19 protein-coding genes are annotated in these 17,571 nt (G+C 72.5%); 10 read left to right on the top strand and 9 right to left on the bottom strand.

Annotated features, from left to right (window positions below):
• Position 1 precedes the first annotated feature (1 nt).
• Positions 2-706 (bottom strand): NUDIX domain-containing protein, encoded by a 705-nt coding sequence (locus tag ACFYTT_RS10370; RefSeq protein WP_176092233.1) that lies wholly within the window; start codon positions 704-706, stop codon positions 2-4.
• Between the two features lie 74 nt (positions 707-780).
• Between ACFYTT_RS10370 and ACFYTT_RS10365 the strand changes: the two genes are divergently transcribed.
• Both ACFYTT_RS10365 and ACFYTT_RS10360 read left to right on the top strand, forming a co-directional pair.
• Positions 781-1,842, top strand: coding sequence for an SPFH domain-containing protein (locus tag ACFYTT_RS10365; RefSeq protein WP_387258538.1), 1,062 nt, complete (start codon positions 781-783; stop codon positions 1,840-1,842).
• Positions 1,839-2,780, top strand: a complete 942-nt coding sequence (locus ACFYTT_RS10360; RefSeq protein WP_176092235.1) for a hypothetical protein — start codon at positions 1,839-1,841, stop codon at positions 2,778-2,780. The genes ACFYTT_RS10365 and ACFYTT_RS10360 overlap by 4 nt, the downstream gene beginning before the upstream one ends.
• Before the next feature lie 5 nt (positions 2,781-2,785).
• On the opposite strand, the gene ACFYTT_RS10355 is transcribed toward ACFYTT_RS10360, so the two are convergent.
• The 3 genes from ACFYTT_RS10355 to ACFYTT_RS10345 all read right to left on the bottom strand — a co-directional run bounded on the left by ACFYTT_RS10355 (position 2,786) and on the right by ACFYTT_RS10345 (position 7,585).
• Positions 2,786-4,006, bottom strand: coding sequence for a hypothetical protein (locus tag ACFYTT_RS10355; RefSeq protein WP_131057778.1), 1,221 nt, complete (start codon positions 4,004-4,006; stop codon positions 2,786-2,788).
• Between the two features lie 73 nt (positions 4,007-4,079).
• On the bottom strand, positions 4,080-5,759 hold the full coding sequence (locus tag ACFYTT_RS10350; RefSeq protein WP_387258535.1) for a GTPase family protein: 1,680 nt from the start codon (positions 5,757-5,759) through the stop codon (positions 4,080-4,082).
• A 5-nt stretch (positions 5,760-5,764) separates the two neighbouring features.
• Positions 5,765-7,585, bottom strand: a complete 1,821-nt coding sequence (locus ACFYTT_RS10345; RefSeq protein ID WP_387258534.1) for an ABC transporter — start codon at positions 7,583-7,585, stop codon at positions 5,765-5,767.
• Between the two features lie 219 nt (positions 7,586-7,804).
• On the opposite strand from ACFYTT_RS10345, the gene dnaK reads away from it, so the two are divergent.
• From dnaK to ACFYTT_RS10320, 5 genes are all read left to right on the top strand, one after another.
• The gene (gene dnaK / locus ACFYTT_RS10340; protein WP_387258532.1) at positions 7,805-9,706 is read left to right on the top strand and encodes a molecular chaperone DnaK; all 1,902 of its coding nucleotides are present in this window, start codon (positions 7,805-7,807) and stop codon (positions 9,704-9,706) included.
• Positions 9,707-9,754: 48 nt separating this feature from the next.
• Positions 9,755-10,516: a nucleotide exchange factor GrpE gene (gene grpE / locus ACFYTT_RS10335; protein WP_387258530.1), complete on the top strand. Its 762-nt coding sequence runs from the start codon at positions 9,755-9,757 to the stop codon at positions 10,514-10,516.
• Between the two features lie 85 nt (positions 10,517-10,601).
• Positions 10,602-11,780 carry a molecular chaperone DnaJ gene (gene dnaJ, locus ACFYTT_RS10330; protein ID WP_131055104.1) on the top strand — a complete coding sequence of 393 codons (1,179 nt, stop codon included), beginning with the start codon at positions 10,602-10,604 and terminating at the stop codon, positions 11,778-11,780.
• A gap of 28 nt (positions 11,781-11,808) precedes the next feature.
• Positions 11,809-12,246, top strand: a complete 438-nt coding sequence (locus tag ACFYTT_RS10325) for a heat shock protein transcriptional repressor HspR (protein ID WP_131055105.1) — start codon at positions 11,809-11,811, stop codon at positions 12,244-12,246.
• 180 nt (positions 12,247-12,426) lie between these two features.
• Complete coding sequence (locus ACFYTT_RS10320) at positions 12,427-12,699, top strand: hypothetical protein (RefSeq protein WP_131055107.1); 273 nt, start codon at positions 12,427-12,429, stop codon at positions 12,697-12,699.
• A 279-nt stretch (positions 12,700-12,978) separates the two neighbouring features.
• On the opposite strand, the gene ACFYTT_RS10315 is transcribed toward ACFYTT_RS10320, so the two are convergent.
• The 3 genes from ACFYTT_RS10315 to ACFYTT_RS10305 form a co-directional block, all read right to left on the bottom strand.
• Positions 12,979-13,407, bottom strand: a complete 429-nt coding sequence (locus ACFYTT_RS10315; protein ID WP_131055109.1) for a hypothetical protein — start codon at positions 13,405-13,407, stop codon at positions 12,979-12,981.
• Positions 13,408-13,594: 187 nt separating this feature from the next.
• Positions 13,595-14,803: a cation:proton antiporter gene (locus tag ACFYTT_RS10310; RefSeq protein WP_387258528.1), complete on the bottom strand. Its 1,209-nt coding sequence runs from the start codon at positions 14,801-14,803 to the stop codon at positions 13,595-13,597.
• 7 nt (positions 14,804-14,810) lie between these two features.
• The gene (locus ACFYTT_RS10305) at positions 14,811-14,963 is read right to left on the bottom strand and encodes a hypothetical protein (RefSeq protein WP_236145907.1); all 153 of its coding nucleotides are present in this window, start codon (positions 14,961-14,963) and stop codon (positions 14,811-14,813) included.
• A 31-nt stretch (positions 14,964-14,994) separates the two neighbouring features.
• Here ACFYTT_RS10305 and ACFYTT_RS10300 point away from each other — a divergent pair, with 31 nt between their 5' ends.
• Complete coding sequence (locus ACFYTT_RS10300; protein WP_387258526.1) at positions 14,995-16,104, top strand: hypothetical protein; 1,110 nt, start codon at positions 14,995-14,997, stop codon at positions 16,102-16,104.
• A 25-nt stretch (positions 16,105-16,129) separates the two neighbouring features.
• Here ACFYTT_RS10300 and ACFYTT_RS10295 read toward each other — a convergent pair whose 3' ends face one another.
• Together ACFYTT_RS10295 and ACFYTT_RS10290 are read right to left on the bottom strand one after the other, a co-directional pair.
• Positions 16,130-16,354: a winged helix-turn-helix domain-containing protein gene (locus tag ACFYTT_RS10295; protein ID WP_350697623.1), complete on the bottom strand. Its 225-nt coding sequence runs from the start codon at positions 16,352-16,354 to the stop codon at positions 16,130-16,132.
• Positions 16,355-16,407: 53 nt separating this feature from the next.
• Positions 16,408-16,626: a winged helix-turn-helix domain-containing protein gene (locus ACFYTT_RS10290; RefSeq protein WP_387258524.1), complete on the bottom strand. Its 219-nt coding sequence runs from the start codon at positions 16,624-16,626 to the stop codon at positions 16,408-16,410.
• A gap of 304 nt (positions 16,627-16,930) precedes the next feature.
• Here ACFYTT_RS10290 and ACFYTT_RS10285 point away from each other — a divergent pair, with 304 nt between their 5' ends.
• Both ACFYTT_RS10285 and ACFYTT_RS10280 read left to right on the top strand, forming a co-directional pair.
• Positions 16,931-17,269, top strand: a complete 339-nt coding sequence (locus ACFYTT_RS10285; protein ID WP_387258522.1) for a DivIVA domain-containing protein — start codon at positions 16,931-16,933, stop codon at positions 17,267-17,269.
• On the top strand, positions 17,266-17,517 hold the full coding sequence (locus ACFYTT_RS10280; RefSeq protein ID WP_387258520.1) for a hypothetical protein: 252 nt from the start codon (positions 17,266-17,268) through the stop codon (positions 17,515-17,517). Before ACFYTT_RS10285 ends, ACFYTT_RS10280 begins: the two co-directional genes overlap by 4 nt.
• Positions 17,518-17,571 lie beyond the last annotated feature (54 nt).

Here is a 17,571-nt window from a genome sequence, read left to right as displayed (position 1 = left end):
GTCAGCCCCTGCTGGTGCGGGGTGGGTCGGGTCGCAGCATCGGCGGGTGCAGCATCGCGGCCGGGCCGCGCCGGAACAGTTGGGCCGGTCGGCCGCGTTCGCCCTCGGTGGAGCGGCCGACCGGGACCAGGAAGCCCGGTGTGCTGGTCACCTTGCGGTGGAAGTTGCGCGGGTCGAGGGATGTCCCCCAGACCGTCTCGTAGACCGCCCGGAGCTGCGCCACCGTGAACTCGGGTGGGCAGAACGCGGCGGCCAGCGGGGTGTACTCCAGCTTGGCCCGAGCCCGTTCCAGCCCGTCGGCCAGGATCCGCTCGTGGTCGAAGGCGAGCTGACCGGGGGAGAGGCGCGCCAGCGGCAACCAGTCGGCCGAGGCGGCGTCCGTGCCGGCCACCGGGGTGGCCTGGTCGGGCAGGAGCGCCAGCCAGGCCACAGTGACGACCCGGCCGCGCGGGTCCCGGCCGGGACGGCCGTACGTGCCGAGCTGCTCCAGGTGTCCGGCCGGCTCGGCCAGGCCGGTCTCCTCGGCCAGTTCCCGGGTGGCGGCGGCGGCCAGGTCCTCGTCGATCCCGACGAACCCGCCGGGCAGCGCCCACCTGTGCAGGTACGGCTCGATGCCGCGTCGGACCAGCAGGACGCAGAGCTGCTCCGCGCGCACGGTCAGCACGACCAGGTCTGCGGTCACCGCGAAGGGCGGGTACTCGGCCATCTCTTTATCACCACCTTGACGACAAAGTAGCAGACCCTTTATCGTCGTGTAGACGACAAAGGGAGGCGAGAGTCATGGCCGACGTGACGAGGCGACTGTTCCTGCGCCACCTGCGCGGCACCCCGACCAGCTGGGTGCGTCTGCACGTGGGCGGTCGGGTCCGCCGGGAGGGAGTGGGCCAGTCCTTCTGGTACCGCCCGCTGCGCGCCGTGCTCAGCGAGGTGCCGGTGGACGACCGCGAGCTGCCGCTGCTCTTCCACGCCCGCACCGGCGACTTCGCCGACATCACCGTGCAGGCCACCGTCACCTACCGGGTCGCCGACCCGGCGCTGGCCGCCGGTCGGCTCGACTTCTCGGTCGACCCGCGCACCGGCAGGGCGCGGGCCCGCCCGCTGGACCAGGTGGCCACCCTGCTCGCCGAGCTGGCCCAGCAACCCGCCCTCGACCTGCTCGCCCGGGTGCCGCTGGCCGAGGCGCTGACCACCGTCGCACCGGTCCGCGAGGCGGTCTCCGACGCGCTGGCCACCGAGGCACGGCTGGCCGACATCGGGGTGGCCGTGGTCAGTGCCCGGGTGGTGGCGATCCGGCCCGAGCCGGAGCTGGAACGCGCCCTACAGACCCCCACCCGGGAGGCGGTGCAGGTCCAGGCCGACCGGGCCACGTACGCCCGCCGGGCACAGGCCGTCGAGCAGGAACGCGCGATCGCCGAGAACGAACTCCAGAACAAGATCGAGCTGGCCCGGCGCGAGCAGCAGCTCGTCGAGCAGCACGGCGCGAACACCCACCGCCGGGCCGAGCTGGAGGCCGCCGCCGAGCTGGCCGCCGCCCAGGGCCGGGCCGACCGGGACAAGGTGGCCGACGCCGCTGCCGCCGACCGGGCCCGGGTGCTCGCCGCCGCCGAGGCCGAGAAGGACCGGCTGCTGGCCGCCGCCAAGGCCGAGGGCGTACGCGCCGTCGGGCACGCCGAGGCCGAGGCGGAGGCGGCCCGGCTGGCCGCGTACGCGGAGCTGCCGCCGGACGTGCTGCGGGCCCTGACCGTCCGGGAACTCGCCGGTCAGTTGCCGCAGATCGGTCAGCTCACCGTCACTCCGGACATGCTGACCGACCTGCTCGGCCGGCTGGCACCGGGCCGATGAGCGCGGGTCGGGGGCCCGACGGTTGGGCCGGGCCGGGGCTGGCCCCCCGGGTGGTGGTGGTCAGCCGGCGCAGTGAGCTGGACGAGTTGCTGGCCCGGCACGGCACCCGGGCCGCCGCCGAGTGGTACCTGGCCGCCCGGGGACGGTCGCTGACCGAGGTGATCGACCGGCACGAGGCACTGGCGGCGGCGCTGACCACGGTCGGTGCCGCCGTGCCGGCCGACTGGCGACGCGGCGCGGTGGACCGCGACGACCTGCCGCGCTTCCTCTTCGCGCCGGAGGACGTCGTCGTCGCCGTCGGGCCGGACGGCCTGGTCGCGAACGTGGCGAAGTACCTGACCGGGCAGCCGGTCATCGGCGTCGACCCGGAGCCGGGCCGCAACGCCGGGGTGCTGGTCCGGCACCGGGCGGACGGGCTGGCCGCGCTGCTGCCGGCGGTGGCGGCGCAGCGCGCGGCGACCCGTTCCCGGGCGATGGTCCGCGCCGCGCTCGACGACGGCCAGGAGCTTCTCGGCCTCAACGAGGTGTACGTCGGCCACGCCTCCCACCAGTCCGCCCGCTACCTGCTCTCGGTGCCCGTGGAGGGGCGGGAGCGCCGGGAACGGCACTCCTCCTCCGGCGTGGTGGTGGGCAGCGGTACGGGCGCGACCGGCTGGTGTGCGTCCATCGCGCGGGACCGTCCGGGGGCGCCGCGCCCACCCGCGCCGGAGGAGGCGGCCCTGTGCTGGTTCGTCCGGGAGGCGTGGCCGTCCCCGGTGACCGGGGTGAGTCTCACCGCCGGCCGCCTCGACGACGGCGACCGGCTGGAGTTGACCGCCGAGTCCGACGGTCTGGTGGTCTTCGCCGACGGGCTGGAGGCCGACCGGCTCACGCTCGACTGGGGGCAGCGCCTCACCGTCGACGTCGCACCCCGCCGACTCACCCTGGTCGAGCCGTGAGGCGGTCAGCCGTCGTCGGCGAGACGGTGCCGGTTCGCCTCGATCCAGGCGTCCAGGGCGGCCGGGTCGTCCGGGTCGACGCCGTCGGCCATCAACTGGGCGACGGCGGCGGTCGCCGGGCTGCGCCGCTCACCGGTGGCATAGAGCCGGACGAACTCCGGCACCATCTCCTCGATCGCGGTGTCCGTCGCGCTCGCCCCCGACTGCGGCAGTCCCCGCTTGCGGGCCGCGTACGCGGTGAAGGCGCGCAACACCCGGGGCAGCATCGCCGCGTCGTCCATGTCCAACACGGCCCGCCGGTGCACCCAGTCGAGCAGGAACAGCCCGGCCACGGTGGGGCTCCACCGCAGCGGGTCGGCGTCCGGGAAGGTGGCCGCGTGGTCGAGCAGCAGGCCCAGGCAGAAGTGCAGGGAGGCGAGATCCCCGCCGTCGATGGTGTCCAACCCGGCCTGCGCCGCCTCCGGCGAGGCCAGGAAACGCCGGATCAGGTCGGACCGCTCGGCCTCCGACAGCGGCTCGCCGTCGCCCCGATCCGGTGCCGACGGGGTGGCCGGTAGCACCGCCAGTCGGGCACCGACCAGGGCACGGTCGGTGGCCAGCGAGCCCGCGCCGGGCAACTGCCCCAGACCGTCGGTCACCGCCAGGTGCCGGCCCACCTCGGCACGCATCCGGGTCGGGTCCTCCTCCCGGAACCAGGTCAGCTCGTCGTCGGCGCAGAGCTGCCGGACCTGGTCGAGGATCCGCGCGGCCGGCCCGCCGACGAAGACGTCCTTGGTGATGCCGATGTTGTGGTCGACCAGGGCCACCAGCGCGTGCTCCGGGCCGCCGGTGGCGTCGTCGTAGGCGAAGGTGGCCAGGTAGGAGGTCTGGTCGCCGTACACGTCGCCGTACGCCCAGGTGCCGGTGAGGTGCACCTTGCCGAGCTGGCCGGACCAGGCCGGTGCGGTGGCGCCGGGGCGTACCCGGTCGGCGCCGGTGGCGTCCGGGACCAGGGCGGCGAAGACCGCGCGGACGGTGGTCGCCGCGGCGGTCCGTCGTCGCGAGGTGGCGGCGAGGAACCCGCCCACGAACTCGCGTATCGCCGTCTCCCGGTCGGTCTCGGCCACCTCGTAGACGCTGCCCAGCAGCGCCGCGCCGAGCATCTCCGCGTCCAGCGCCGTATCGAGCTTGGTCACGTCGCGAGCGGCGTGCAGCACCGCGTCGTAGGGGGTCTGTGGCGTGGCCATGACCCGACACTACGCCGCCGCTCGCGCGGGCAGGTGCCGAGCCAACCGACCGGCGTGGCCGGGGCGCCGGCGCTCAGCGGTGCCGGGCGACCTCCAGCACGGTGCGGGCGTCGGCGTGCGCGGCGATGACGGCACGCACCGGCGACAGTACGTACTCCTCGCCGACCTGGCTCATCGCCCTGGTCAGCCGGGCCTCGGCCCGGCGGCGCGCCCGGCCGGCGGCCCATCGGCTGATCGGTCGGGTCAGGGCGGCCAGCAACAGCCCGGCCAGCAACCCGCCGAGCAACAGCAGCGTCGGCACCGGCACCTCGCCGACCATCGGATGCTCCAGCTCGGGCAACCCCAGGATCCGCAGCGCGTAGCCGAGGAGCAGCCAGCCCAACCCGGCCACGGCCGCGACGGTCACCACCCACTGCAACCCGCCGACCAGCCGCCACCACGTGCGGGGACGGCTCACCCCCAGGTCGGTGCCGGCCAGCGCGTGGTCCAGCGCGTCCGGCAGGTCGGCGAGGCGCGAGCGGGCCGCCGCGCTCACCGCCGCCGGCCAGGCGCTCGGCAACCCCTCCCCGGCCCGCTCGGCCACCGTACGCAGTGCCAGGGCCAGCGCCGACTTGTCGGCCGCACCGGGCTCGGGCACGGACGTCGCGGCGGCCAGAGCCCGCTCGGGATCGTCCGCGACGGGCTGCGGACCGGGCAGGTGCAGCCGACGCAGCGGATCGGGTCGCAGCCGCCGCCAGAACCGCACCAGCGGCCAGCCGGTGCGCGACGCGGCCCGGTGCCGGTATGCCTGCTCGACCGCACTGAGCACGGTCGGCACCCCGGCCACCGCGCTCAACGCCCGGTCCAGCTTGGTCACCGCCGGATCGTCGGCCGGGAGTGCCGACCGGGGTGCCCCGACCATCCCGTCCAACGCGTCGACGACCGCGTCCAGGTCGCCGGTGAGTCGACGCAGTGCCGCCTGCCGCTCGGCGACCGTGCGTTCCAGTTCCGCCCGCAGCACCTCGGGGCCGCTCGGGTCGACGATCGTGGTGGCCAGCAACGGCACCCCGTCCAGCCCGTCCGCGTCGAGCAGCCGGCGCAGGTCGGCCAGCACCCGGGGGACCTCGGCCGGGGGCAGCCGGTCGGCCTGGTTCAGCACGACCAGGGTGACGTCCCGGTGCCGCTGGAACTCGCGCAGGTAGGCGGCGTGCACCACCCGGTCGGCGTACTTCTCCGGGTCGACCACCCAGACCACCAGGTCGACCAGGCCGAGCAGCCGGTCCACCTCCAGGCGGTGCGAGTGCTGCACCGAGTCGAAGTCCGGCAGGTCGAGCAGGATCAGCCCGTGCAGGGTGGACTCGTCGTCGCCGTCGAGCAGGCTCTCCCGCACGAAGCGGTGCTTGGGCAGCACACCGAGCCAGTCGAGCAGCCGGGTGCCGCCGTCGAGCGGACCCCACACGCAGGCGTGGGTCACGCCGGTGGTGGGACGGCGTACCCCGACCGGCGACAGGTCCATCCGGGCCATCGCGTTGAACAGGCTCGACTTGCCGCTGCCGGTCGCCCCGGCCAGCGCGACGACGGTGTGGTCGCGGGAGAGCGACAACCGGGTGCCGGCCCGCTCCACCAGGGTGCGTGCCGGGCTCAACGGGGTGTCCGGCAGGTATCCGTCGACCAGGCCGAGGAAGCGGTGCACCGCCTCCAGGCGGGCGACCAACTGGTCCGCGTCCACCCGTCCGTCGCTGATCCGCAACGCCTCGCGGAGGCGTCCCCCCATGCCCATCACGCCGCCGCCCCACTGCGATCGTCCGTGGCGAAGCCGCTGCGCGTCCGGGCCGCCTCCACCTGAGCGGCCGCCTCGCGCAGCGCCGTCGCGTGCCGGGCCGCCGGCCGGGCCTGGTCGGTCCGGTCCAGGTATCGGGCGGCCTCCTCGTCGAGCAGCGCGTGTACCCGGTCCAGCAGGTCCTCCCGAGCCTTCGCGGCCAGCGTCCGCACCGCCTGGTCGCCGAAGATCGCCTGGAGTACGGCCTGCCCGGCGACGGTGGTCCCGGCCCCGGTGGCGACCTCCAGGCCGGTCGGGATGAACGCCGTCGAGGCGAACACCGCGATCATGACGGCCAACCCGGTGGCGTTGACCGCGTACGCCGCCGTACGGGCCACGAAACGCCGGTCACCGCCCTCGGCCCGGACCAGTTCCAGCACCCCGCGTTGCCAGTCCCGGACCAGCCGCTCGGCCCGTTCGGGCAGGTCGGCCGCGTGGTGTGCCAGATCCGGTGTGAGTAGTGCGGCACCCGCCGGATGCGCCTTCCAGCCGGTGTACGCGTGCTCGGCCGCCTCGGCGGCCACGCCCCGCAGCAACGTCGTCAACTGGGACTCGATGGCGTCGCGCAACTCCACGGCAGGGGCCGGGCGTCGGCTGAACGCCGCCGTGAGGCGGTCACGCAGCCGCCCGATCCGCGCCTCCAGGCTGCGGAAGAGGTCACTGGTGCCGATGAACTCCTGCCACCGGGCCAACACCTCGCCCCGGAGCAGCCGTCCGTCGCGCAGACCCTGCTCGACCATCCGGTTCGCCGCCCGGTAGGCGGCCAGCACCCGTTCGTCCAGAGCGTCGGCGGCGGTGACCTGCTCGTCGGCGGCGACGGCCAGACTCTCGACCGACGGCGCCAGCGCGGCCAGCGCGCCGCCGAGGGTCTGCCGGACCACCGCCGCGCGGGCGTCCGCGTCGGCGGCCAGCCGGGCGAACCAGTCCGCCAACGGCGCGGTGACCCGGTCCGGCAGCAGCCCCTGGCCGTCGACCCAGGTCTCCGGCAGGACGAACAGCGGCGCCGCGCCGAGATCCTGCTCGGCCAGCATCTCGGCGAGGTGGGCGGCGACCTCGTCGGTGGCCTCGGCGGGCACCCGGTCGAGGACCAGCGCGATGACCGCGCCCCGGGCCCGCGCACCGTGCAGCAGTTCCCAGGGCACGGCGTCGGCGTACCGGGCAGCGGTGGTGACGAAGAGCCAGAGGTCGGCGGCGGCGAGCAGTTGGTTGGCCAGCGCGCGGTTGGCGTCGACCACCGAGTCGATGTCGGGAGCGTCCAGGAACGCCAGCCCGGGGGCCAGGGCCGGGGCGGTGACCAGGTGCAGCGAACGCGGGTCGTCGCTGGGCTGGTTGGTGCGGGTCAGCCCGGGCAGCAGTTCGCCGCGACGGAACCAGGGCGAGTCGGCCGGATTGCAGACCAGGACCGGCGAGCGGGTGGTCGGGCGCAGCACCCCGGCGGCACTGACCCGCGCCTGGACCAGGCTGTTGACCAGGGTCGACTTGCCGGCGCCGGTGGAACCGCCGACCACCACGAGCAGCGGCGCGTCGAGGCGGGAGAGCCGCGGCAGCAGGTAGTCGTCGAGCTGGTCGGCGAGAGCGGCGGCCGTCCGTCCGGCGGGCTCCGCCGAGGGCAGGACCAGCGGGAATCGCGCCGCTCCGATCGCGGCCCGCAGGCTGGCCAGCACGGCGGGCAGGGCGTCGTCCCCGATTGCCGCGGGCCGGTCCTCCCCGCCGGTGGAGCCGGTGCGGGCTGCGACGGCGGGCGTGCCGAAAGGTGAGGCGGAATCGCCGTTCGTCGTCACCGCTAAAGCGTGCCCGACCGACACAAGGTAAGACAACCAGTCGGTATCGAACGGTGACTTGCGCCAACCCGACTCAACCTCGACTTGACGATTCCGGGGGGCGTGGCACTATTGAGTCACGTTCACTCAACTTGAGGTGGGGTCGCTGTGGGCGACACCGCCGGTCAGGGCGACGGGGGGCCCGTCACCTGCACAACGTTACGAAGCGAGGAAGCGAAGATGGCACGTGCGGTCGGTATCGACCTCGGCACGACGAACTCCTGCGTCAGCGTCCTGGAGGGCGGTGAGCCCACCGTCATCGCCAATGCCGAGGGCTCGCGGACGACCCCGTCGATCGTCGCGTTCGCCCGCAACGGCGAGGTGCTCGTCGGCGAGGTGGCCAAGCGCCAGGCGGTGACGAACCCGGACCGGACGATCCGCTCGGTCAAGCGGGAGATCGGCACCAACTGGTCCGTCGACATCGACGGCAAGAAGTACACCCCGCAGGAGATCTCGGCCCGGACGCTGATGAAGCTCAAGCGGGACGCCGAGGCGTACCTGGGCGAGCAGATCACCGACGCGGTGATCACCGTCCCGGCGTACTTCAACGACGGCCAGCGTCAGGCCACCAAGGAGGCCGGCGAGATCGCCGGCTTCAACGTGCTGCGGATCGTGAACGAGCCGACCGCGGCCGCCCTGGCGTACGGCCTGGACAAGGGTTCCAAGGAGCAGACCGTCCTGGTCTTCGACCTCGGTGGCGGCACCTTCGACGTGTCGCTGCTGGAGTTGGCCGAGGGCGTCATCGAGGTCAAGTCGACCAGCGGTGACAACCTGCTCGGCGGCGACGACTGGGACCAGCGGATCATCGACCACCTGGTGAAGACCTTCCGGGGCGAGCACGGCATCGACCTGTCGCAGGACAAGATGGCGTTGCAGCGACTCAAGGAGGCCGCCGAGAAGGCCAAGATCGAGCTGTCCGCCGCCACCACCAGCAACATCAACCTGCCGTACATCACCGCCGGTTCCGCCGGCCCGCTGCACCTGGACGTCACGCTCAGCCGGGCCGAGTTCCAGCGCATGACGCAGGACCTGCTGGACCGCTGCAAGGGCCCGTTCGAGCAGGCCGTCAAGGACGCCGGGATCAAGGTCTCGGACGTCGAGCACGTGATCCTGGTCGGCGGCTCGACCCGGATGCCGGCCGTGACCGACCTGGTCAAGCAGCTCACCGGCCGCGAGCCCAACAAGGGCGTCAACCCGGACGAGGTCGTCGCCGTCGGCGCCGCCCTCCAGGCCGGTGTGCTCAAGGGCGAGGTCAAGGACGTCCTGCTGCTCGACGTGACCCCGCTGAGCCTGGGCATCGAGACCAAGGGCGGCATCTTCACCAAGCTGATCGAGCGCAACACCACCATCCCGACCAAGCGGTCCGAGGTGTTCACCACCGCCGACGACAACCAGCCGTCGGTGCTGATCCAGGTCTTCCAGGGTGAGCGCGAGATCGCCGCGTACAACAAGAAGCTCGGCACGTTCGAGCTGACCGGTCTCCCGCCGGCCCCGCGTGGCGTGCCGCAGATCGAGGTCACGTTCGACATCGACGCCAACGGCATCGTCAACGTGCACGCGAAGGACCTGGGCACCGGCAAGGAGCAGAAGATGACCATCACCGGCGGCTCCTCGCTGCCGAAGGATGACATCGAGCGGATGCGCCGGGACGCCGAGGAGCACGCCGAGGAGGACAAGCGCCGTCGCGACGAGGCCGAGAGCCGCAACGTCGCCGAGGCCCTCCAGTGGCAGACCGAGAAGTTCCTCGCCGAGAACGGCGACAAGCTGCCCGCCGAGAACCGCGACAAGCTGAACGAGGCGCTCGGTGAGCTGCGCGGAGCGCTCGGTGGCAGCGACATCGATAAGATCAAGTCGGCACGCGAGCGGCTGGCGCAGGTCTCGCAGGAGGCGGGCTCGCTGCTCTACGCGCAGCAGGCCGAGCAGCCCCAGGGCGGCGAGGCGGGCGGCGCGGCCGGTGCGGGCGCGGGTGCGGCCGGTGCCGGCGCGGCTGGTGCCGGTGCTACCGGCGGTCCGGCCGGCGGCGCGCGGCCCGGCGCGGACGACGTGGTCGACGCGGAGATCGTGGACGAGGACAAGAAGTGACGGTCCTGGCCGAGCCGATCTCCACGGGCAGAGGGATGAGGTAGTCGCATGACGGAGAAGCCACGAGCCGCCGACCCGGGCAGCACCGGGTCGGCGCCGGGTGGCTCGGCGTCCGAGCCGACCACCGGCGAGACGCCGCGTGTCGTCATCCGTAACAACCGCAAGATCAGCCAGAGCCACGAGCCGGAGGGGACGGCGGCGGACGCCGGCTCCGACACGCCGGCCGAGGGGCTGGTCGAGGACGCCGAGGTCGTGGTCGACGCGATCGAGGTCGAGACCGAGGCGCTGAGCGAGCCGACCACCGAGGGCCCGCCCGTGGTGGACTCCCCGGCCAAGCCGGTCGGAAAACCGTCCGAGGCGGCCGGTCGCGGGCTCGGCGCCGAGGTGGAGGCGCTCCGCGCCGACCTGGAGGAGCGCACTCGGGACCTGCAACGGGTCACCGCCGAGTACGCCAACTACCGCAAGCGGGTCGAGCGGGACCGTGCTCTGGTCACCGAGCAGGCGACCGGCTCGGTGCTGGCCGCGCTGCTGCCGATCCTGGACGACCTGGACCGGGCCCGGGAACACGGCGACCTGGTCGGTCCGTTCGGTTCGGTGGCCGAGCAACTCACCACCGCGCTCGGCAAGTTCGGGCTGACCCAGTTCGGCGAGCAGGGTGACCCGTTCGACCCGACGCTGCACGAGGCCGTGGCGCACCAGACCTCGGCCGACGTCACCGAACCCACCTGCGTGCAGGTGATGCGTCGGGGCTACCAGATCGGTGAGCGGCTGTTGCGACCCGCGATGGTCGCGGTCGCCGACCCGGAATAGTGCACGACGGCGACCGGGCCGTCCCACCCGCCGAACTCCGGTGGGCGGGACGGCCCGGAGCCGGAGGTGGGGAGGAGGTGGACGGTTGAGTTCCAAGGACTGGATCGAGAAGGACTACTACGCGGTCCTGGGCGTGGCGAAGACCGCCTCCGCTGACGAGATCAAGAAGGTGTACCGGAAGCTCGCCCGCGAGTCGCACCCGGACCACAACCCCGGCGACCCCAAGGCCGAGGAGCGCTTCAAGTCGGTCTCCGAGGCGTACGCGGTGCTCGGTGACGACGCCAAGCGCCGCGAGTACGACGAGATGCGCTCGCTGTTCGGCTCGGGCGCCTTCCGGCGCGGTGCCCGCCAGGGTGGCCAGCCCGGCGGCATGCCGTTCGACGTCTCCGACCTGTTCGGCAACGCGCAGTCGGCCGGTGGTGGCCGGTTCGCCGGTGGCGGCATCTCGGACCTGTTCAGCTCGATCTTCTCGGGCGGCGCGGGTGGTGGCGGTGCCACCGGCCCGGCCCGTGGTCGCGACATCGAGACCGAGGTGGCGCTCGACTTCGACGACGCCGTCCGAGGGGTCACGCTGCCGCTGACCCTGCGGGCACCGGGAGTCTGCGACACCTGTCACGGCAACGGTGCGAAGCCGGGCACGGTGCCGAGGACCTGCCAGGTCTGCCACGGCGCCGGGGTGAACCACCGCAACCAGGGTGCGTTCAGCCTCGCCGAGCCCTGCCGCAACTGCCAGGGCGCCGGGACCGTGGTCGACGAGAAGTGCCCGGAGTGCCAGGGCACGGGCGGCGTCACCAAGGCCCGTACGCTCAACGTCCGTTTTCCGGCCGGAGTGGCCGACGGGCAGCGGATCCGGCTGGCGGGCCGGGGCGAGCCGGGCGAGCGCGGCGGCCCGGCGGGGGACCTGTTCGTGCACGTCAAGGTGCGTCCGGACGAGCTGTTCGGGCGCTCCGGTGACGACCTCACGCTGACCGTGCCGATCACCTTCACCGAGGCGGTGCTCGGCACCGACCTGCGGGTGCCGACGCTCGACGGCGCGGTGACCCTGCGGGTGCCCGGAGGTACGCCGAGCGGGCGGATCCTGCGGGCCCGGGGCAAGGGCGTGAGCCGCCGGGACGGGCAGACCGGGGACCTTCTCGTCACACTCGACGTGGTGGTGCCGGCCCGGGTCTCCGACGAGGCACGCGCGGCCCTGGAGACGTTCGCCGCACAGACCCCGCCGGCGGCGCGAGAACATCTCGACGCGCGGGTGCGTCGGAGCGGATGATGGGTGTAGCGGTGCGGAGGTGGACGGGATGGACGGGTTCGTCGGTTCGGATGACCCCACCTATGAAGCCAAGGTGCTCATGATCTCGGTCGCGGCGCGGATGGCGGGGATGCACCCGCAGACGCTGCGCCAGTACGACCGGCTCGGCCTGGTGCAGGCCGGACGGGCGGCCGGTGGCGGTCGCCGCTACAGCGTGCGGGACGTGGTCCTGCTGCGCGAGGTGCAGCGACTCAGCCAGGACGACGGTGTCAACCTGGCCGGGATCAAGCGGATCATCGGCTTGGAGCGGCTGTTCGAGCAGGCACAGCAGCGGGTCGCCCAGTTGGAGGCCGAGCTGGAGGCCGCGTACCGCCGGTTGGCCGAGCTGGAGTCGCTGGCCCGCTTCCCCGGGCGCGACCTGGTGCCGACCAACCAGACCTCCACGGCCCTGGTGGTCTGGCGTCCCCGACGCAGCCCCGGCCGCTGACGATCGAGACGGCCCCGGTGCGGTGACAACCGTGCCGGGGCCGTCTCGTGTCTGCGTCGGGGCGGCATCGCGTTCGCGGTCCGCACCCTGCGGATTCCGCCCCGTCCCTGGCCCGTCTCCGTTACCCTGAAATCAGGTCCAAACAACTCAATCCGGACTTCGGCGCTGGCAGGGGGAGCCATGACGGACGAGGCGAAGCAGGTGGCCGAGCAGGCGGAACGCCGGCTCGACCGGTTGGCCGAGAACGTCCAACGGCGCTTCGACCGGATCACCAAGGGGCGGTTCGCCGATCAGATCCGCAGCGGCCGGTTCAGCGGCCGGAGCGGCCGGTCCACCGGACCCGCCCCGTCGGGCGGTCGGTCCGCCGGCCCGGGTCAGGGCCGAGCCGGTCACGGCGCCGGTCGGGTACGGACCGACCAGCACCGCCGCGAACACGGCGGTCCGCCCCGCTGAGGGGCCACAACGTACGGGCCGGGAGCCACGGGGGCTCCCGGCCCGTTCCCGTTCCCGTTCCACCGCAGGTAACGGCACCTCGCCTAGCGCAGGTGGGCACCCCTGCCCCGCCCCCCGAGATACGTCACCCCTCACGAGGTCGGCAGGCGACGGCACGTCCGCCAGGTCAGGTGTGGCCTACCGTGCCCGGCGCAGGGATCAAGCCTGACCGCCCGGAGCCGGGCACGGTAGGCCACACCCCCACAGCAACGGTAGGGCCACACCCCCCACAGCAAGCAGCTAAAGCCGCCGCCCCTCGCGCACCAACCCACCTTCGCACCACTCGCGGTACACGAACAGCTCCGGCCGGGACAGCAGCACCCGGCTGTTGTGCGACCAGGTGCGCATCATCTCGTCGCCGTTGCGCTCGGCCTGGTCGACGAGCTTGCGGAAGCGACGCTTCGGGTGGGCCCGGAAGTTCGTCCGGATGCCGTCGGCGGCATAGATGTAGAGGCAGTGCAGCGCGAACCGGCGGGCCGGGCAGTGCGCGTCCATCGCCAGGTCGAACAACGTCATGATCAGGCGGTCGCCGGAGACGAGCAGGTCCCAGTCGGGTGGCATGGACGTCAACGGCACCGAGTCGGGCTGGTACGCCCACGATCGCAACTCCGCCGGACTCGGGTCGACGGGGTTGGCGAAGCCGTGGAACGTTGATTCCTGCACGCTCACCGGCCAACCTTCCGCTCGCGTCGGCACCGAGGCGTCCGCCCCCCGCGAACCCCGGCTGCTGGGGCGAAACGGTAACGCGGTACCCGTGAGTACGGGTAGCCCCTACGGAAAGCAATTCGGCATCGGTTGCCTGGCCGGGGTGGCCCGGACGGCCGACGATCACTTTCAGTCCCTGTTTCGTCACCGGTCACGGTCGATCCGGCGCTGCCGACCCGGCCTGCTGCATCGCCGCCCGTTGTCGCGACCAGCGCCTGAACCAGGTGGCGTCGGGCAGTCGGGCCAGCACAGGCCCGGTCACCACGGTGATCAATACGTACGTGGCGGCCAGGGCGGCCAGCTTCGGCGAAACACTGCCGGCGCTCACCGCGAGGCCGGCGATGACGATGGAGAACTCCCCCCGGGGTGTCAGGGTCAGTCCGGCCCGCCAGCGTCCCGGTTCGGTGATGCCGACCCGCCTCGCGGCCAGGTAACCGGTCGCCGTCTTGGTCGCCATGGTGACCAGGGCGAGCAGTACCGCGGGCAGCAGCACCGGCGGGATGTGCCGAGGATCGGTGGCGAGCCCGAAGAAGACGAAGAAGACGGCGGCGAAGAGGTCGCGCAGGGGCGTCAGCAGTTCGGTGGCGTGGTGGGCCACCGGCCCGGAGAGCGCGATGCCGACCAGGAAGGCACCGACCGCCGCCGACACCTGGAGTTTCGCGGCGACGCCCGCGACCAGCAGGGTCAGACCGAGTACGCCCAGCAGCAGCGACTCGGGGTGGTCGGCGGACATGGCCCGGGAGACGAGATCGCCGTAGCGGAGTGCCACCACCAGCACGACGACCACCGTCAGCACCGCGACGCCGAGCGCGACCCCACCCTTGACCAGCCCGACCCCGGCCAGCAGCGCGGTCACCAGTGGCAGATAGAACGCCATCGCGAGATCCTCGACCACCAGCACCGACAGGACCACCGGCGTCTCCCGGTTACCGAGCCGACCCAGGTCCGACAGGATCTTGGCGATCACCCCGGAGGACGAGATCCAGGTGATCCCGCCGAGCACCACCGCCGCCACCCAGCCCCACCCCAGCAGCAGCGCGAACGCCGCACCCGGCAGCGCGTTGAGCACCGCGTCGAGCACCCCTGCCGGTGCCGCCGCCCGCAGGTTGCCGACCAGTTCGTCGGCGGAGTACTCCAGGCCGAGCATCAGCAGCAGCAGGATCACGCCGATCTCCGCACCGATCGCGAAGAACTCCTCGCTGGCGTGCAACTCCAGCACGCCACCGTGACCGAGGACCAGACCGGCCAGCAGATACAGCGGGATCGGCGAGAGCCCGATCCGCCGGCCGAGCCGGCCGAGTAGCCCGAGCAGGAACAACAGCGCGCCGACCTGGATCAGCAGGGTGGTGAAGTCGTGCATCCGAGGCTCAGGCGACCGCTGCGCGTACGGCGGACGACCGGGACGCGCCGAGGGCGTCCCGGCGGCGGGAGGGTGCCCCCAACGAGCGGCCGAGTTCCGTCATCATGTCGTGGCGTACGCCGGTGCCCGGTTGAGCGGTCTGCTCGACGCGTGCTCGCACGGGCTCAGGTTACTCTCGCGACGGAGGCCGCATGACCGCCCGACGAACTCGTTGCCTGGCAGTTCTCCCGCTGTTCACGCTGCTGGCGGGATGCTCGATCGGCGACATCCGGCGCAGCGCCCCCGAACCGCCGCAGGTCACCGCCACCCCCGCGCCGGTCGCGGAGACCCGCACCACCCGGCTGGCCGTCCCGCAGCGGTACGCCCCGCCGCAGATCGAGTTCGTCGACGCCGAGAACGGCTACGCCCTCTTCGCCTCCTGCGACGACCAGACGACCGCTCCGGACTGCCCGGCCCTGCTCTGGTCGACCCGGGACGGTGGCCGCTCCTGGCAGCAACTGCGCCACCCGCAGACGGACACCACCCCGCAGCGGGACGGCGACGTCCAGCAGCTCTACACCGCCGAAGGGATCCTGGTCCTGCACGCTTCGCCACACGGATGGTGGACGTCCACCGATCGCGGAGACACCTTCCGACACACCCCCGGTGAGGCCCCGCCCCCGGAGTGGCAGGCGGCCCAGGGACGCTTCCAGCTCATCGAGAGTTCGGGAAAGGTGGGCCGCTGGACGGGACGCACACTCCGCCCGCTGCCTGTCCAGCCGAAGCTGCCCGTGGTGCAATCGGTGGTGGAAACTGACTGGCAGTTCAACAGTAAGGAAAGCTCAGGGCCGTTGGTGGCAGCCGGAGCCGACGATGACGGCCGGCCGTACGTCGCGATCTCCGTTGACGAGGGACGGAGTTGGCGGCCGACCCCGGTGGAGTTCGACGGTGCAGTCGGTGTGCTCCGAGTGGTGCGCACACAGAGTGATCTGTGGCTGGTCGGCGAGCGGCCCGATCGCACCGGGTTTCCGGCAGTGTGGCGGCATGGTCCTGCCTGGGAGAGGGTGCCTGCCGAGGGACACCCGGAGACGGGGCAGGTCGTCCCGTTGGGTTTCGGAGTGGCTGCGGTCGTCGGTCCACGGGGCGCCGGTGCGCTGGTCGGCAGCGGGTACGTCGACCTGCCCTGGCCACTGACCGACGAACATCACCTGCGGATGCTCCCCGACAACACTCTCGTCGCCACTGGGCCGCAGTCCGTCCTGCTCGGCACCGGCCATGCCGGCGACCGCACCTGGACAGCAGTGATCATCGAGACGGAGTGACCCGCGTCGAGGAATCGCTCGGGTTCTACTCGGATGGCTTTCGGACGTACGTGCCCTTGCCCTGGTGACCTTCGATCAGGCCCTCGGCCTGCAGAATCAGGAGGGCGGACCGTACGGGTTCTGCCGAGACGCCGTAGTGCGCGGTCATCTCACGCAGGGACGGCAACTTGGCTCCGGGCGAGTAGTCCCCGGAGCGGATCTTGTCGCGGATGTCCTGTGCGATGCGTTGGCGGTCGGAAACTCGGGGCATGGCAACAACTCCTGGTAGGCGCCGATCCCTCCAAGGGCATCCCGTCCCAGGACCTACTGTTTGTCGGCCACGAAGACGCCGACACCCTCCAGCGTCTCGGTGAGTCCGGTCGCGCGCAGGATCATCATGGCCTTGCCGACCACGGTGTCCGAGACCCCGTACTCCTTGCAGAGCTGGGCTCTGCTCGGCAGCTTCGTGCCGGGCGGCCACTCACCTGATTCGATCTTGTTCCGCAGTTCGTCTGCGAGCACCTGGTACTGCTGCTTGGGCATACACACTCCCCGGATGGCATGCCCATTCGATCACGCGGGGACCACCAATCTCAAGCAATCGGAGGTTGGTCGTTGACCTACAACTGGTACCGATTGTAGATTCCCTGTGAACGCTTCCGGATGGCACTGGGGCGCTCATCTGGCCGAGGCGGGTATCCCCGTGGCCCGCCTCGGCCTACTCGCGGGCCCTGCTGTCGTACTGCCGAACCGGGCTGCGGTGGTGGGGCGGGGCGGTCCGGTCGATCGACGGTGCCGGGCCGGGCCGCCCATCCAAATCTCGGGTGCCGTGGAGAGGCGGGTTCACATGCTGAGGCTGCTGCTGCGACCGTTCCTGCGCCGCCGAGCCGGACGTCCGCCGACGCATCGGGTCGGCGTCGGAGTGCCGTCGAGTCGACCGAGGGGCGGTACCTACCGCTCGGACGCGTACCTTCCGTTGCGGTCGGCGCAGGTGCGGACCCGCACCTTCACGATGCGCCGGCGCGGTGCGGACCCAGCCGAGGTCGCCGCGTTCCTCGATCGGGTCGCGAACGACCTGGATGCTCTGTACGCGGCGCTGGTCGACAGCCGGGGTGAGGCCGATCGGTTCCGGCTGGCGCTGCGCGACTGGCAGTCGCAGTTAGCCCGCGCGAAGCACCTGTCGTGACCGGGCGGTTCGTGATCCACCTACCGGTCGCCGCCGCCGACCTGGGCCGGGCCAGGATCCTCGCCCGGGTGGCCGGGCGCGCACTGCGATTCGTCGCGCCGATCGAATTGGGCGGCATCACCGTCTCCGCCGAGGACGAGCAGCACGTCCGGCACTGGGTCTTCTGCGACCGTCCGCTCGACGGTGGGCGGCGCTGCGTCCTGCACACGGACCATCGGAGCCCCTGTGCGGCCCGTCTGCCGCGTTGACAGCACAGGCGGTTCAGCTCGACAGGGCTCCCGGCACACGTTGACCAGTGGCGG

The sequence above is a fragment of the Micromonospora sp. NPDC003816 genome, assembly GCF_042874705.1.
Taxonomy (GTDB): Bacteria; Actinomycetota; Actinomycetes; order Mycobacteriales; family Micromonosporaceae; genus Micromonospora.
This window is presented reverse-complemented; position numbering and strand designations above follow the sequence as displayed.